A 13,485-nucleotide genomic window follows, 5' to 3' on the forward strand; every position below is an offset into this window, starting at 1 on the left:
CCCGCGAGGTCTACCGCGCCCTGACCACCACACCAACGGAACGAATCACCCAAACCGACCTCGCTCCTGCCGCTTGACAAGCATAGGAGCATCCCCCCGCGGTGCGCGCTGGGCCGTGCGGTGCGCGCCGGCTCCTGCGGTGTGCGCCGCTCCCTTTGCGCCCGCAGGCAGTCATGCCTCCCGGGGCGGCATGGGTGGGTGCGACGGCAGCCTGTCGGGGCCGGGCCGCGCGACCTGCCCCGGCCCGCGGCAACGGGTGGCATTCGTGGTCCCTCTCGGGGGTGTGTCCCATGGGCCGGATCGACGTGCGGGGGCGAGCGAGGTCCCGCGGGGTCAGGCCGCCCGGGCTGTCGGCGCGGGGTCTGCCGTGTGCAGGGACCGGTGCGCGCCCAGGTCCGTGAGGATCGCGCCGGCGGCCCGGTGGGCCGAGTGCAACGCGCCCTGCACGGACCCCGTGTCCCGGTGGTCGCCGCAGACGTACAGGCCCGCCAGCAGCCGCACCGGCCGGCGCAGGTCGTGCGGCGGGCGCATCGAGGGGACCGCCTCCGCGGTGTGGTGCACGGCCAGCGTTTCCCAGCGCGCCGTGGACACCCCGTACAGCCGCGCCAGATGCAGGCGTACGGCGGTGTCGACGCCCGGCGTCGCGGGGCCCAGGACCGTCGAGGTCACCAGCGTGCGGCCGGCCGGGGCGCGGGACGCGTCGACCCGGCTGACGACCGCCGTGTGCGCGACCGGCCCGCCCCGGTCGGCGTCGAGCAGCAGCGAGGCACCGGTGGCGGGCGGCTCGTCGGTGGTGTGGTGCACCACCGTCACCGGGTGGAAGCCCGGCAACCGCAGCCCCGGCAGCAGTTCGGCGGCGGCCCGCGCGCCGGTCGCGACCAGCACCGCGCCGCACCGGAACTCGCCGTGCTCGGCGGTGGTCACCGAGGTCGTCGACACGGACGTGACCCGCACACCCGTGCGCACCGTGCCCGGTGGCAGCGTCCGCGCCAGTTGCTGCGGCAGCGCCTCCGCACCGCCCTCCGGCAGACACAGCCGCCCGCTCGCGAAGGCGTGCAGCGCGAGGTCCGCGCACCGGCTGGAGGTGGTGAGGTCCGGGTCGCACAACAGGGCGGCGAGCAGCGGGCGCAGAAAGCCGTCGACGGTGCGGGCGGGCAGGCCCCGGGCCGCCAGCGCCTCGGCGGCGGGCAGTTCGGGACGGACCGGCAGCTGTTCGACGGGCGTGCCCGCGAGCCTGTTCAGCGCGGCCCCCAGCCGGGCCTGGTCGATCGCCGTGCCCAGCGGAGCACCGCCGCGGCCGCGGGCCACGGACACCGGCCGCCCGGGCACGGCCACCGGCCTCCTGGGGCCGGACCCCGGCCGGGGGGCGCTCGCAAGGGCGCGCACCGCATGGAGTGCGCCCCTCGCGCTGCGCGTCCCCCTCTGCTGTACGCCGGCGCGATGGTGGCGTCCGTCGCTGTGCAGGAGGACACCGGGGTCGAAGGGCCGCAGGACCAGCCCGTCGAGCCCGGGAGCCCGCCGCAGTTCGGGATACGCCGTGGAGAGCAACCGCCCGATCCTGTCGAGCCGGAAGCCGTCGACCTTCTCGGTCGCCATACGGCCGCCCACCTCGTGGGCGGCCTCCAGGACGATGGTGGTGACTCCTGCGCCGGTCAGTCGTCGTGCCGCGGAGAGCCCGGCGACCCCGGCTCCCACGACGACGACGTCCGCCCGGTACGTGGGCTCAAGCACGTGCCCCTCCTCGAGGTTGCGCGGGCGCTGGAGACGTCATGCCCTCAACAGGTCCCAGGAATACCCGAGTTCTGGACGAGGTTAGGACCGTGATCGGCCACCGGGTCAGTCGCGCACGGGCAGTGCACGGGCGCACGGCGGTCGCATACGCACGCCGCGTGGGCACGATGTGGTCGCAGGGGAGTCAGTGCCGGAGGTCGTGCCCCACGACGTGGTGCAGGGGATCAAGCACCGCGCGTCCGGTTCGCGGCCCATGGCGGTCTCCGTGGTGACGGCAGCCCGGGAAGCGTCACGGTGAGGCGGGCCGGACGTCGGACGGCGCGCGGGCCCGGCCCCGGCCTGCGGATTCCGGCGCCCTGATCCGCTACACCGCCGGGCGGGACGCCATCGTGCCGGAGCGGTTCGGGTGCGGGCGGTCGCGTGCGGTCACAACGCGGCCCTCACCGCCTCCTCGATGCCGGGGTACGTGAACCGGAAGCCCGACTCCAGCAGCCGCGTCGGTACCACCCGGGCGCTGCCCAGCACATCCCCGGCCATCTCGCCCAGCACCGTCCGCAGGACCGGGGCCGGCACCGCGAACAGCGCCGGCCGGCGCAGTACGCGTGCCATCGCCTCGGTGATCTCACGGTTGGTCACCGGGTGGGGGGCCGTCAGATTGAACGGTCCGGACAGCCCGTCGGTGTCGAGGAGGTGGCGCAGCGCCGCCACCTCGTCGTGCAGCGCGATGAACGACCAGTACTGGCGTCCGTCCCCCATCCGTCCGCCCAGCCCGGCCCGGAAGAGCGGGAAGAGCCTGGCCCACGCCCCGCCCCCACGGGCCACCACCAGACCGGTCCGCGCGAACACCGTCCGCACGCCCGCCTCCCGCGCGGGCGCCGCCGACGCCTCCCACTCCACGCACAGACGCGGCAGAAAGCCCTCGCCCGGAGGCGCGCTCTCGTCCACCGTCCGGTCGCCGGTCTCGCCGTAGTAGCCGATCGCGCTGCCGTTCAGGAACACCCGGGGCCGTACGTCCTCGGGCAGCCCGGCGACGGCCTCGGCGAGCGCGGTCGTGCCCCGTACCCGGCTGGCCCGGATCCGCGCCTTGTAGGCGTCCGTCCAGCGCCGGCTGCCGACCCCCGCCCCCGCCAGATTCACCACCGCGTCGCACCCGGCGAGCCCGGCCGCGTCCACGGTCCCCTGCTCCGCGTCCCACCGGACCTCGTCCGCCCCCCGCGGTGCGCCCCGCACCAGCCGGACCACCGTGTGCCCGTCCGCCGTCAGGGACCGCACCAGGGCACCACCGATCAGCCCGGACGCCCCGGCCACCGCGATTCGTGAACGCTCCATGGCCTCCATCCTGCCCTCCCGGCACCGGAATCACGGCCGGGCCGCGCCCGATCCGGTGGTGTCCTACGAGGTCACCGGGTCGCCCGTGTCCACGGGTGCCGTCGCGTCCGCCGCGCGCTCGGCGTCGTCCGCGACCTCGCCCGCCGTCAGGACGTAGCCGGTCTCCGCGTCCGTGGTGGAGCGCGCGAACACCACGCCGAACACCCGCCCGTCGGTGGTCAGCAGCGGGCCGCCGGAGTTGCCGGGACGGACGGTGGAGCGGACCGAGTAGATCTCACGGGTGACCGTCGCGTCGTTGTAGATGTTCTGCCCTCTGGCCTGGAGCCGGTTGGCCACCGTCGCCGCCTGCAGATTCAGGGCGCCGTCCTGCGGATAACCCGCGACGACCGCCGAATCACCGCGCCCGGCGTCCTTCACGAACTCCAGCACCGGCGCCCGCAGACCCGGCACGTGCAGCACGGCCACGTCCTTCTGCGGGTCGAAGAGCACCACCCGGGCCTCGTACGTCCGCCCGACCCCGCCCACGCGCACCGTCGGCTCGTCGATGCCCGCCACCACATGGGCGTTGGTCATCACATGTTCCCGCGCGTACACGAACCCGCTGCCCTCGCGGCCCTGCGTGCCCGCGACACCCTCGACCTTCACCGTGCTGCGCTGCGCCGCGCGGGTCGCGGCCGCGGTGACACTGTCCCCGGAGGGCTCGGCGACCTCGGCGGTCGACTCGTTCTCGAACGGGTTGAACACCTGCGGGAAACCCGCCTCGGTCAGCGCCGAGGTGGCCCGGGAGAACCAGCCCGGAGTGCTGTCCGGCATCACCTCCTGCACGGTGCCCAGCAGCCGGGAGTCCCGGATCGCCGACGTCACCAGCGGGGAGGACGACACCCCCAGTACGCTCGCCACCACCCACGCCACGATCAGCACGGCCACCGAGTTGGCCAGCGCCCCGCCGATCCCGTCCGCCACCCGCAGCGGGCCCCGGTCCAGTTCCCGCCGCAGCCTGAGCGCCAGCCGGCCCGCCAGCTCATGGCCCACCACGGCCGGCAGCAGCACCGTGAACACGGCCGTCACCGTCGCCCGGGTCGTCCCCGCCGTCACCAGGTCCATGACCCACGGCAGGATCCACACGCCGACGACCGCACCGCCGACGAAACCGGCCAGCGAGACACAGCCGGCCAGCAGCCCCCGCCGGTAACCGGACGCCGCGTAGGCGAGGACGACCAGCAACAGCAGGATGTCGAGCAGGTCCACGCGCGCCGCCTTTCTCTCGGGACCACCGACCCATCAATACGGGATGGAGGGGCCAGGTGATCAGCCTCGCGCGCGCGGCCCCCGGAAGGCGGCCACGCGCGCGTGCACTGGGGAAAACGTCACGCACCGAGGCGATGGTTCCACCGAGTGGCACAGCACATATCGCGGACCCCGCCGATCGCACCCACAGTGAGACCATGCGTGTCCCGAGACGACCGCGCGGAGCGCGGAAGCGCCGCTCCCCCCGGATAACCGGCGGGCCCGGCTCACCGCGGCTGCCCCGAGCCGCCACGGTGGCGCTCGGCTGTCTGCCGGGCCTGGCCGCCGCCGTCGCCCTGGTGCTGTGCGCCTACGGCGTCGAGCGGGCCGCCGGCTCCACCGACGCCGCTTCCACCGCCGCCCGGACCGAGCCCGCCTTCCGGGCGCCCCGGCCACCGATCGTGCCGCGTTCGGTCTGGCTGGGCGACGGCGCCCGCGAACAGCCGCCCCCGCGCTACGACCACGAGGTCGTCGCCGTCTTCATCCACCACACCGACTCGCCGAACGGCTACGACTGCGCGGACGCGCCCGGCATCATCAGGGCCTTGTACGAGGGCCAGACCCTCGGCCGCGACTGGGACGACCTCGGCTACAACTTCGTCGTGGACCGCTGCGGCACCATCTACGAGGGCCGCGCGGGCGGCACCGACCTGCCCGTCACCGGCGCCCACACCCAGGGCTTCAACCACGGCACCGCCGGCATCGCGGCCCTCGGCACCTTCACGGAGGGCGCGCACGTGCCGTCCGGGATGCTGGACGCGATCGCCGCACTGACCGCCTGGAAGCTCGGCACCTCCGGCACCGACCCGCGCGGCGAGGTGCGGCTGGTCTCCAGCAACGGCGGCAGCCGCTACGCGGCCGGCACCACCGCCACGCTGCACGCGGTCGCGGGACACAGCGACGGCTACATGACCAGCTGCCCGGGCGCCGCCCTGCAGGCCCGGCTCCCCGACATCAGGACCCTCGCGGCCCGCATCCAGGGCCGCGACACCACCCAGCAGGCCAGTGCCACCCGGAAGGACACCCCGACGAGCCACGCGACACCCTGAAACAGAACGTCACACGGAACGAAGAGCAGACGTCATGAGCGACACCCCTGAGCGAAGTACCACCTGGGCGGACGTCCTGCGCCGCCCCTGGACGGCGCTGTGCGCCGCGGCGGCCGTCGTGCTGGGCCCGGCGGCCCACACCGCCTCCGCCCTCACCCAGGCCAACGCCGCACCCCTGCGCCACGCGCCGAGCCCGCACCGCCGTCTGTGAATCCCGCCCCCAGGCTGCGCTGCGAAAGCGGCGCCTGCCGTGCGACGCCCGGCACACACGCTCGCCGCACCGGCCGCAGACCCGGGAACGCCCCGTGCCGCCCTTCGGGCGACGACGCCGCGTTCGCAACACCACCGGCGTCAGCAGTTGGGCAGTCCCATCGGCGCAGAATCTGCCCTCCCGGGGCGTGGTCCACCTGGCCCTGGCCGCGTGCCTGCTCCCGGAGGTGGGACACCCCGGCGTGGGGCGCAGGCCCACCAGGGCGCCCTTCGGCTCACGCCGGTCATGCCACGGCGAGCGCGCGCCCGCCCAGGCCGGCCGACGCGTCGGCAGCACGCCGCTGCGGTGGCGGTTTCAGCCGCCGGAGGCCGCCGCACCGCCGCCGAGCATGCCGCGCAGCAGTTCCCCGAAACCGCGGCGCAGCTCCTCGCGGGCGGGCACCTCGGAGTGGTACGAGCCGGCCACGCAGGAGAACATCATTCCCTCGCTCCAGGCGAGCAGGGACAGGGCGTGCCGCTCCGGCTCCGGTGATCCGACGCCCTTCATCACCGCGGCCAGCACGTCGCGGAACTGCCGTCCCGTCGCGTCGTAGAACTCCCGCAGCTCGGGCCTGCGGGTGGCCTCGAGCGCCAGTTCGTAGCGCGACACCAGCAGTCCGCGGTGATGGGTGAGGTACCGGTGCAGCGCGTGTGCCAGCGCGTCGACGAGGAGCTCGGGTCCGCCCGCCGGATCCGGCAGCTCTCCGGGGAGGAGTACCTGGGCCTCGCGCTCCGCCTGCCGTCGTACGGCGGTCTGCAGCAGCGCGAGACGGGTACGGGCGTGATTCGAGGTCGACCCCTGGGGCAGCCCGGCCCGTTCGTCCACCGCCCGGTGGGTCAGCCCGCGCAGCCCGCGCTCGGCGAGCAGGACGAGGGCCGTGTCGGCGATGAGCTCGGGGCGGGAGACGCCGCCGGTGGCGCGTGCGGGCATGGGGACAATCTACCGGGCTCACTACGGTTGTAGTATCTTCACTCTCACTACAGGTGTAGTAGACGAGGGAGTGGTCACGCATGGCAGCAGCGGACGTACAACGCCACGTGGTCGTCGTGGGAGGCGGCATCGGCGGACTGACCGCCGCCGCCGCACTGCACCGGGCCGGCCGGCGCGTCACCGTCCTGGAACGCGCGGACACCCTCCGCCCCGTCGGCGCCGGCATCTCACTCGCCCCCAACGCCCTGCGCGCCCTCGACGTGATCGGCCTGGGTGACGAGATCCGGTCCCTGGCCGCCTGGCAGGGCGAGGGCGGCCTGCGTACACCGGGCGGCCGATGGCTCTCCCGCACCGACAGCTCGGCCGCCGCCGGACGCTTCGGCGACCCCTTGGTGCTGCTGCACCGCGCCACCCTCGCGGAGCTGCTCGCTGCCCGGCTGCCGGAGGGCGCGGTACGGACGGCGAGCCCCGCCACCCTCACCGACCCCGGCGAGCCCGGCGGCCGGCCCGCCCTCGTCGACACCCCCGACGGCACCCTGGAGGCGGACCTCGTCATCGGCGCCGACGGCATCCGGTCCGGAGTGCGGCACACCCTGTTCCCCGCCCACCCGGGGCCGCGGTACGCGGGCTTCACCACCTGGCGCGCCGTCGTGCCCGCGCCGGAGCGGCCCTTCCGTCCGCACGAGACCTGGGGCCGCGGCCGGATCTGGGGCACCCAGCCGCTGAAGGACGGCCGGGTCTACGCCTACGCGGCCGCCGCACGCCCCGAGGGCGAGCGCGCCCCCGACGAGAGGGCGGAACTGCTCCGCCTGTTCGGCGACTGGCACCACCCCGTACCCGAGATCCTCGCCTCCGTCGCCCCTGAGGACGTGCTCCGGCGCGACGTGCGGTTCATGGGGGAGCCGCTGCCCGCCTACCACCGCGGCAGGACCGCGCTCCTCGGCGACGCCGCGCACGCCATGCCGCCCAGCATGGGCCAGGGCGGCAACCAGGCCATCGAGGACGCCGTCGTCCTCGCCCATCTCGTGAACGGCGAGAGGACCCTCCGGGACGCCCTCGAGGACTACACCCGCGAACGGCTCCCGCGCACGATGGAGGTCGTACGCCGCTCGGCTCGCACCGGCAGGATGACGATGCTGGAGAACCCCGCGGCCGTCGCCCTGCGCAACGCCGCGGTCGCCGCCGTCGGCAGGATCGGGCCCGCCCTCGCCCTGCGAGCCTTCGACGGCATCGCCGACTGGCGCCCGCCGTCCGGCACGTCTTCCGCGGGACCACGGGACACGCGGTCCGCCGCACCACACTGAGGTCGTGGACACCCTGCGCTTCCTGATGCCGGCCTTGAAGCTAGCCCCGGAACCGTTCCCAGAGCCGTGGATAGCGTTCGGCGAGCAAGGCCTTGTTCTCGAAGTCGGCCGGCGTGCCCTCCGGCTCCTCCGGGGCCGGGGGCAGCCCGAGATCGGGTGCCACCGTCCCGGTGAGCTGCTCGTACGCCTCGTCCGCCGCGTAGCCGAGGTCCTCGCCGTCGCCGTCGATCTCCTCGTCGAAGTCGTCGCCGAGGAGATCGGCCAGCGCGTCCGGGTCGTGCAGCGCGCCCTCGAAGACCTCACGGCCCTGGCCGATCAGCCAGCAGCGGAAGGAGTCGAAGGCGTCGTCGCTCGCACCGTCGAGGAGCACCCACGCGGCCCCCCACAGATCCCACTGGTAGGCGCGGTGGTAGCGGGACTCGAAGTGCCGGGCGAAGTCCAGGACCGCCTCGGGGTCCAGTCGCAGGAGCCGCTCCACGAGCAGATCGGCCTGCTCCTCGGGGTCGCCCTCGGCGTCCTCCCGGGCGGCGTCCATCAGCTCCCAGAACTCCGTCTCGTCCATCACGAGGTCAAGCATCGACCCTGCGGCCCCCGGACGCACTCCAGACCACACAAGCCACCCCCTGAAGCACCACGGGCCCACCCAGAAGCGGCACGGGACTGCCCCTGAAGGGGCGCGGGGAACTGCGCGACGGGGTCTGGGGCGGAGCCCCAGGACGGGACGGGAAGGGGCGGCGGGGGCGAAGAAGCCAGGCACCGCACCACCGCTTCCAGAGACACAAGCACCCACCCCAGAGCCGCACCAGCCGAACCACCCCGGACCTCACCCCCCGTACAACGACGCCATCCGCGCGGCCTCCACCGCGAACCGCTCCCGCAGGGACGCCGGCGCCACCACCTCCACCTCCGCCCCCAGCGCCGTCAACTGGTGGTGGGCGACCTCCTCGGACTCCACCGGCAGAATCACCCTCACCCAGCCGTCCTCCCCGGGCTCACCCGCCCCGGCCAGGGCCTCCCGCGCGGCCAGTGGATCGACGGCGTGCGCCAGCCGACGTACACCCCGCGCTGACAGCCGTACCACCACCTCCGCCCGCAGGAGCGAGCGCGCGAACTGCTCCGCCCGCTCCACCCAGAAGGCCGGCAGATCGAACTCCTCCGCACGCTCGAAACGCTCCTCGCCCGCCTCCGCCGCGGTGAAGCGGTCGATCCGGTACACCCGGAAGGAGCCGTGCCCCGCGACCCGCGCGCACAGGTACCAGACGCCCGCCTTGAGCACGAGCCCGTACGGCTCCAGCCGCCGTTCCACCTCGCTCTCACCGCGCCGGTAGCGGGCGGTGATCCGCCGGTCGTCCCACACGGCGTCGGCGACAACCGGGAGCAGCCCGGGTGTCGTCGGCTCGCTGAACCAGCTGGGGGCGTCCAGATGGAAGCGCTGCGCCGCCGTGCGGGAGGCGTCCCGGTGGGACGGCAGCAGGGCGGCCGACACCTTCAGGCGGGCCGCCGAGGCCGCGTCCTCCAGCCCCATCTCGCGCAGCGCCCCCGGTACCCCGGACAGGAACAGCGCCTCCGCCTCACCGCGGGCCAGCCCCGTCAGCCGCGTACGGTAACCGCCGATCAGCCGGTAGCCGCCGAGCCGCCCCCGGTCCGCGTACACCGGCACCCCGGCCTCCGACAGTGCCTGCGCGTCCCGGGTGACCGTGCGCTCCGACACCTCCAGTTCCCGCGCCAGTTCGGCGGCGGTCATGGAGGACCGGGACTGGAGCAGCAGCACCATCTTGATCAACCGGGCAGCACGCATGCGCCCCATCATGCAAGAGGCCCCCGCCGGGCGTGGCGGGGGTCTCCTGGGGTGATCAGGCCCTACAGGCCGTACTTCGCGCGCGCTTCCTTCACGGCCGTGGCCGCGACCTCGCCGCGCCGGGCCAGCTGGGCCAGGGCCGCGACGACGATGGACTCGGCGTCGACGCCGAAGTGCCGGCGGGCCGCGTCACGGGTCTCCGACAGACCGAAGCCGTCGGCACCCAGCGACGTGTAGTCCTGCTCGACCCACTGCGCGATCTGGTCCGGGACCTGGCGCATGAAGTCGGACACCGCCAGCACCGGGCCCTCGGCGCCCTGCAGCGCCTGCCGGACGAACGGCACCCGGTCCTCGCCGCGCAGCAGCGCCTCGTCGGCCTCCATGGCGTCGCGGCGCAGCTCGGTCCACGAGGTGGCGGACCACACGTCGGCGGCCACCCCCCACTCCTCGGCGAGCAGCCGCTGAGCCTTCAACGCCCAGTGGATCGCCGTACCGGAGCCGAGCAGCTGGATGCGCGGGGCGTTGGCGGCGGGGCTCAGCCCGGCCGTCTCCGCCGTGTTGAAGCGGTACAGGCCCTTGACGATGCCCTCGTCCACGCCGGCCGCGGACGGCTTGGCGGGCTGCGGCAGCGGCTCGTTGTAGACCGTCAGATAGTAGAAGACGTTCTGGTCCTCGCCCGGCCTGCCCTCGCCGAACATCCGGCGCAGACCCTCCTTGACGATGACACCGATCTCGTACGCGAACGCCGGGTCGTACGTCAGCGCCGCCGGGTTGGTGGCCGCGATGACCGGGGAGTGTCCGTCGGCGTGCTGAAGGCCCTCGCCCGTCAGCGTCGTACGGCCCGCCGTGGCGCCGACCAGGAAGCCGCGGCCCATCTGGTCGCCGAGCTGCCACATCTGGTCGCCGGTGCGCTGCCAGCCGAACATCGAGTAGTAGATGTAGAACGGGATCATCGTCTCGCCGTGCGTCGAGTACGACGTCGAGGCGGCGACGAACTCGGCCATGGCGCCGGCCTCGGTGATCCCCTCGTTGAAGATCTGGCCGTTCTTCGCTTCCTTGTAGTACATCAGCTGGTCGCGGTCGACCGGCTCGTACGTCTGGCCCATCGGCGAGTAGATGCCGAGGGACGGGAAGAGGCTCTCCATGCCGAAGGTGCGCGCCTCGTCGGGGACGATCGGCACCCAGCGCTTTCCGGTCTCCTTGTCGCGGACCAGGTCCTTGACCAGGCGGACGAACGCCATCGTGGTGGCCACGTTCTGCGAGCCGGAGCCCTTGTCGAACGCGGCGAACGCCTTGTCGGCGGGCTGCGGCAGCGGCGCGACCGGGTGCACGCGGCGGGCCGGGGCCGGACCGCCGAGGGCGGCGCGGCGCTCCTGGAGGTAACGGACCTCGGGGGAGTCGGCGCCCGGGTGCACGTAGGGCACCACTCCGTCGACGAACTGTGCGTCGGAGACCGGAAGTTCCAGCCGGTCGCGCATCGCCTTGAACTCGTCCACCGTCAGCTTCTTCATCTGGTGGTTGGCGTTCTTGGAGGCGAAGCCCTCACCGAGGGTGTGGCCCTTGACCGTCTGGGCGAGGATCACGGTCGGCGCGCCCTTGTGGGCGAGCGCGGCCTTGTACGCGGCGTAGACCTTGCGGGACTCGTGGCCGCCGCGCGAGAGGTGGAAGCACTCGAGGATCTTGTCGTCGCTCAGCAGCTTCGCCATCTCGGCGAGCGCCGGGTCCTTGCCGAAGAAGTCCTCGCGGATGTAGGCGGCGCCGCGCGTCTGGTACGTCTGCACCTGCGCGTCCGGTACCTCGCGCAGCCGCCGTACCAGGGCGCCGGTGGTGTCGAGCCGGAACAGCTCGTCCCACGCGGTGCCCCAGAGCGTCTTGATGACGTTCCAGCCGGCGCCGCGGAACTGGGCCTCCAGCTCCTGCACGATCTTGAAGTTGGCGCGGACCGGTCCGTCGAGGCGCTGCAGGTTGCAGTTGATGACGAACGTCAGGTTGTCCAGCTGCTCGCGGGAGGCGAGGGTGAGCGCGGTCGTCGACTCGGGCTCGTCCATCTCGCCGTCGCCGAGGAAGGCCCAGACGTGCGACTCGGAGACGTCCTTGATGCCGCGGCTGGTCAGATAGCGGTTGAAGCGCGCCTGGTAGATCGCGGAGATCGGCCCGAGGCCCATGGAGACCGTCGGGAACTCCCACAGCCAGGGCAGCCGGCGCGGGTGCGGGTACGACGGCAGCCCGTTGCCGCCCGCCTCACGGCGGAAGTTGTCGAGCTGCTCCTCGCCGATCCGGCCGTCGAGGAAGGCACGGGCGTAGATGCCGGGGGAGGCGTGGCCCTGGATGTAGAGCTGGTCGCCCGAGCCGTCGCCCTCCTTGCCGTGGAAGAAGTGGTTGAAGCCGGTCTCGTACAGCCAGGCGGCGGAGGCGAAGGTGGCGATGTGGCCGCCGACGCCGTACTTGCTGCCCCGGGTCACCATGGCGGCCGCGTTCCAGCGGTTCCAGGCGGTGATCCGCTGCTCCATCGCCTCGTCGCCGTCCACGGTGGGCTCGGCGGAGGTGGGGATGGTGTTGACGTAATCGGTTTCGAGGAGCTTCGGCAGCGCGATGCCGGCGCCCTCGGCGCGTTCCAGAGTGCGGCGCATCAGGTACGCGGCACGGTGCGGCCCGGCCGCCTCGGTGACGGCGTCCAGGGAGGCCTGCCATTCGGCGGTCTCCTCGGGGTCGCGGTCCGGGAGCTGGTCGAGCTCGCTCGGCTGGATGGCGTTGAGGTCGGTCATGACGCCGCCTTCCTCAGTCGAAGGGGGGTGCCCCAGGTCTTTGGCAGGACAGGGCGAAGGGCTCGGGTGAAAGCCCGGGGGTGACAATAACTCCCTGATCGATGATCGATCAAAGGGTTGAAGGGTAAAACCTCTCGATCCCGAGAAAGTCGGCACGGGGTGCCTCCGGCGGTGGCACGGGGTGACTGTCCCTTCGGGGAGTCTGCGCAGGTGAGGGGGCGTGCGCGCGGAAGAGCGACCGCGGGCCGCCAGTGGCTGATCGCGCAGTTCCCCGCGCCCCTTCAGGGGCGCGGGGAACTGCGCGAAGGGGGTCTGGGGGCGAAGCCCCAGGGACGGGATGGGAAGGGGCGGCGGGGGCGAAGAAAGGCCACGCCACTACGCCCGCGGCGCGCACCCCAGCACATGCGCCTTCACCAGCTCCGCGATCCGCGGATCACGCCGCCGGAACGCCGCGACCAGCTCCTCGTGCTCCTCCGCGTACGACTGCTGCACCGTCCCCAGCCACCGTATCGACAACGCGGTGAACACCTCGATCCCCAGCCCCTCCCACGTGTGCAGCAGCACCGAATTCCCCGCGGCCCGCACCAGCTCCCGGTGGAACGCCACCGTGTGCCGCACCTGCCCGGTCCCGTCCGCCACCCGGTCCGCCTCGTACAGCGCGGCGACATGCGGTTCCAGCGTCGAGCAGTCCTCCGCCAGCCGCTCCGCCGCCAGCTCCGCCGCGATCGCCTCCAGACCGGCCCGGACGGGGTAGCTCTCCTCCAGATCGGCGGCCGTCAGATTCCGTACCCGTACGCCCTTGTTCGGCGCCGACTCGATCAGCCGCAGCGACTCCAGCTCCCGCAGCGCCTCCCGCACGGGCGTCTGGCTGACCTCCAGCTCCGTCGCGATCCGGCGCTCCACGATCCGCTCGCCCGGCTTCCAGCGTCCGCTGATGATCCCTTCCAGGATGTGCTCGCGGATCTGTTCGCGCAGCGAGTGGACGACGGGCGCGGTCATGAGGGGCTCCTTAGCGGGGCCCACGGGCCCCCGGGGGGCTTTG

Annotated in this window: 11 protein-coding genes; 3 read left to right on the top strand and 8 right to left on the bottom strand. The window is 73.4% G+C overall.

What is annotated here, in order from left to right:
- Window positions 1-333 precede the first annotated feature (333 nt).
- From ACIF9R_RS31605 to ACIF9R_RS31615, 3 genes are all read right to left on the bottom strand, one after another.
- Window positions 334-1,731: an NAD(P)/FAD-dependent oxidoreductase gene (locus ACIF9R_RS31605; RefSeq protein WP_399985835.1), complete on the bottom strand. Its 1,398-nt coding sequence runs from the start codon at window positions 1,729-1,731 to the stop codon at window positions 334-336.
- A 426-nt stretch (window positions 1,732-2,157) separates the two neighbouring features.
- Window positions 2,158-3,060: a TIGR01777 family oxidoreductase gene (locus tag ACIF9R_RS31610; RefSeq protein ID WP_399985836.1), complete on the bottom strand. Its 903-nt coding sequence runs from the start codon at window positions 3,058-3,060 to the stop codon at window positions 2,158-2,160.
- A gap of 63 nt (window positions 3,061-3,123) precedes the next feature.
- On the bottom strand, window positions 3,124-4,308 hold the full coding sequence (locus ACIF9R_RS31615) for a MarP family serine protease (protein ID WP_399985837.1): 1,185 nt from the start codon (window positions 4,306-4,308) through the stop codon (window positions 3,124-3,126).
- Between the two features lie 293 nt (window positions 4,309-4,601).
- On the opposite strand from ACIF9R_RS31615, the gene ACIF9R_RS31620 reads away from it, so the two are divergent.
- Window positions 4,602-5,396 (top strand): peptidoglycan recognition protein, encoded by a 795-nt coding sequence (locus tag ACIF9R_RS31620; RefSeq protein WP_399985898.1) that lies wholly within the window; start codon window positions 4,602-4,604, stop codon window positions 5,394-5,396.
- A 34-nt stretch (window positions 5,397-5,430) separates the two neighbouring features.
- A complete protein-coding gene (locus ACIF9R_RS31625; RefSeq protein WP_399985838.1) occupies window positions 5,431-5,607 on the top strand; it encodes a hypothetical protein in 177 nt (58 codons plus the stop codon).
- A gap of 354 nt (window positions 5,608-5,961) precedes the next feature.
- Here the strand turns inward: ACIF9R_RS31625 and ACIF9R_RS31630 are convergent, their stop codons facing one another.
- On the bottom strand, window positions 5,962-6,576 hold the full coding sequence (locus ACIF9R_RS31630; protein ID WP_399985839.1) for a TetR/AcrR family transcriptional regulator: 615 nt from the start codon (window positions 6,574-6,576) through the stop codon (window positions 5,962-5,964).
- Between the two features lie 80 nt (window positions 6,577-6,656).
- On the opposite strand from ACIF9R_RS31630, the gene ACIF9R_RS31635 reads away from it, so the two are divergent.
- Window positions 6,657-7,880, top strand: a complete 1,224-nt coding sequence (locus tag ACIF9R_RS31635; RefSeq protein WP_399985840.1) for an FAD-dependent monooxygenase — start codon at window positions 6,657-6,659, stop codon at window positions 7,878-7,880.
- A gap of 40 nt (window positions 7,881-7,920) precedes the next feature.
- On the opposite strand, the gene ACIF9R_RS31640 is transcribed toward ACIF9R_RS31635, so the two are convergent.
- From ACIF9R_RS31640 to ACIF9R_RS31655, 4 genes are all read right to left on the bottom strand, one after another.
- Window positions 7,921-8,442, bottom strand: coding sequence for a DUF4240 domain-containing protein (locus ACIF9R_RS31640; RefSeq protein ID WP_399985899.1), 522 nt, complete (start codon window positions 8,440-8,442; stop codon window positions 7,921-7,923).
- Window positions 8,443-8,703: 261 nt separating this feature from the next.
- The gene (locus tag ACIF9R_RS31645; protein WP_399985841.1) at window positions 8,704-9,678 is read right to left on the bottom strand and encodes a helix-turn-helix transcriptional regulator; all 975 of its coding nucleotides are present in this window, start codon (window positions 9,676-9,678) and stop codon (window positions 8,704-8,706) included.
- 62 nt (window positions 9,679-9,740) lie between these two features.
- Window positions 9,741-12,443, bottom strand: coding sequence for a pyruvate dehydrogenase (acetyl-transferring), homodimeric type (gene aceE, locus ACIF9R_RS31650; RefSeq protein ID WP_399985842.1), 2,703 nt, complete (start codon window positions 12,441-12,443; stop codon window positions 9,741-9,743).
- Window positions 12,444-12,818: 375 nt separating this feature from the next.
- Window positions 12,819-13,442, bottom strand: a complete 624-nt coding sequence (locus ACIF9R_RS31655; protein WP_399985843.1) for a GntR family transcriptional regulator — start codon at window positions 13,440-13,442, stop codon at window positions 12,819-12,821.
- Window positions 13,443-13,485: the final 43 nt, after the last annotated feature.

Source organism: Streptomyces sp. NPDC086080 (assembly GCF_044540255.1).
GTDB lineage: Bacteria > Actinomycetota > Actinomycetes > Streptomycetales > Streptomycetaceae > Streptomyces.

Coding starts and splice junctions, on each gene's coding strand:
- ACIF9R_RS31610 (WP_399985836.1), bottom strand. CDS start 3,060: ATGGAGCGTTCACGAATCGCGGTGGCCGGGGCGTCCGGGCTGATCGGT.
- ACIF9R_RS31625 (WP_399985838.1), top strand. CDS start 5,431: ATGAGCGACACCCCTGAGCGAAGTACCACCTGGGCGGACGTCCTGCGC.
- ACIF9R_RS31630 (WP_399985839.1), bottom strand. CDS start 6,576: ATGCCCGCACGCGCCACCGGCGGCGTCTCCCGCCCCGAGCTCATCGCC.
- ACIF9R_RS31635 (WP_399985840.1), top strand. CDS start 6,657: ATGGCAGCAGCGGACGTACAACGCCACGTGGTCGTCGTGGGAGGCGGC.
- ACIF9R_RS31640 (WP_399985899.1), bottom strand. CDS start 8,442: ATGGACGAGACGGAGTTCTGGGAGCTGATGGACGCCGCCCGGGAGGAC.
- ACIF9R_RS31645 (WP_399985841.1), bottom strand. CDS start 9,678: ATGCGTGCTGCCCGGTTGATCAAGATGGTGCTGCTGCTCCAGTCCCGG.
- aceE (WP_399985842.1), bottom strand. CDS start 12,443: ATGACCGACCTCAACGCCATCCAGCCGAGCGAGCTCGACCAGCTCCCG.
- ACIF9R_RS31655 (WP_399985843.1), bottom strand. CDS start 13,442: ATGACCGCGCCCGTCGTCCACTCGCTGCGCGAACAGATCCGCGAGCAC.